At 67.5% G+C, this 2,070-nt stretch carries 1 pseudogene; it reads left to right on the top strand.

The window, feature by feature from the left end:
• Positions 1 to 319: 319 nt before the first annotated feature.
• A pseudogene (locus O9280_RS11235) lies at positions 320 to 1,931 on the top strand (IS1634 family transposase); the annotation flags it as partial.
• Positions 1,932 to 2,070 lie beyond the last annotated feature (139 nt).

The following is a 2,070-nucleotide window of genomic DNA, read 5'->3' as shown; positions in this document are numbered from 1 at the left end:
CCTCCACGGCGTGCGTGGGGCTGCGCCCGCATGTTGACTCCGCATGACTGCTCGATCACTCCGCCGTACAGGCCCTGCCACGCAGTGTGCGCAAGCCGCGTAGACGGCGGGTAAAGCAAAGTAGGTGATTTGTAGCGGCCGCCCAAGTTCGACACCCTCTCGGCGATCTGGCCCAGACGCCGGCCGGTGAGTCGCGCCGGATCAACGACTTAGACGCGGGCAGCCGTGGTCTTGACGCGCAGCGTTGTAGTGGCACGTTGCTGATTTAGGGTAGTTCCAAATTGCCGATTCCAGCCCCGTCCTGCGGACACTCGCAGCCATGTTCATCAAGGTCACCACCTCCGGCGGGCGTCGCTATGCCCAACTCGTGGAGTCCTTCCGCAACGAAGACGGCAAGCCCCGCCAGCGCACGCTGGCCACGCTGGGCCGCCTGGAGCCCGGCAGTGACGTCGACCGGTTGATCGGCGCACTCAGCCGCGCGCAGGGTCGCGATGACCCTACCGGTCAGGTCGCGTCTTCGGCCAGCGTCAACGAACTGCGATTCCTGGACAGCCGCACGGCCGGCGACACCTGGGCGCTTTGCCACATGTGGCAGTCGCTGGGCCTGGAGGGTCTGGCGCTGGCCTGGAGCCGCTCGCGCAGCGAGATCGACGTTCTGGCGTGCCTGCGCGCGATGGTCTTCAACCGCCTGTGCGACCCGTCCTCCAAGCTCGGCGTGCTGCGTTGGCTCGACACGGTGGCGCTGCCGCGGGGCTTCGGCTTCGAGGCCGCAGCGCCCGACCACCAGCAGTTGCTGCGCGCCATGGACGTCATCGACGACCACAGCGCCGCGATCGCCGAGCGGCTGGCCTTGCTGACGCGCCCGCTGATCGACCAGGAGTTGTCGGTGGTCTTCTACGACCTGACCACCGTGCGTGTTCACGGCGACGCGGTGCTCGACGGCGACGTGCGCGAGCACGGCATGTCCAAGGAGGGCATCGTCGCGCGGCAGTTCATGCTCTCGCTGGTGCAGACGGCCGAGGGCCTGCCCATCGCACACGAGGTCCACCCGGGCAGCACGGCCGAGGCGCGCACGCTGCTGCCTATGATCCGCTCGCTGCTGTCGCGCTGGCCGCTGCAGCGCGTCGTGCTGGTGGCCGACCGTGGGCTGCTGAGCCTGAACAACCTGCAGGAGCTGGCGGACCTGCAGACTGAATTGCGGGCCCAGGGCAAGGGTGTGGAGTTGCAGTACGTGCTGGCGGTACCGGCAGCGCGCTACGGCGAGTTCAGGGACAAACTGCGGCGGCTGCACGAGGCGCACGACGCGTCGACGCCCTGGGTGGCCGAGATGCGCTGGCGGCGCGACGCGCAAACCGCGCAGGCCGAGCCGCAGGACTACCGGCTGGTGGTGGCGCACGACCCTGAAGCGGCACATCGGCGTATACAGGCGCGGCGCGAAGGCATCCGCGAGTTGATCGCTCTGGGTGAGCAATGGGGCGGCCGTCTGGATGCCCAGGACGCGGGCGAGCGCCGGCGCGGGCGGCCGCTGTCGGATTCGGGTGCCAAGGCGCGGCTGTACCACGCGGTCAAGGAGGCTGGCCTGGCGCACCTGATCAAGGTCGACATGCACAGCGAACTGTTCCGCTTCAGCATCGACGAGGAGCGCCAGCAGTACCTGGAGCGGCTGGACGGCAAGCTGCTGCTGGTGACGAACACGCAGGATCCGGCCCTCGAGGTGGTTGCACGCTACAAGAGCCTGGCTCGACATCGAGCGTGGGTTCCGCACGCTCAAGAGTGACATCGAGATCGGCCCGGTGTACCACCGGCTGCCGCGTCGCATCCGGGCGCACGCGATGGTGTGCTTCCTGGCGCTGATCCTGCACCGTGTGCTGCGGATGCGGCTGAAGAATTCCAAGCGCGAGGAGTCCCCGACGAGATTGCTGGAGCAATTGAACCTAAATCCGGCAGTTGCCGCTCCGTGATGGCCTGAATCTCAAGCGTTGCTACGGACTTACGCTGTCTTGGCACACTCACCCGATGGGTGAAGCAAGACGCAAGGCGGTGGCGGTGCGACGGAGCGGTGTCGACGAC

This window comes from Silanimonas sp., assembly GCF_027531545.1.
GTDB lineage: Bacteria > Pseudomonadota > Gammaproteobacteria > Xanthomonadales > Xanthomonadaceae > Silanimonas.
Note: the sequence above shows the minus strand (reverse complement) of the source record. Positions and strands in the feature narration are given on the sequence as shown.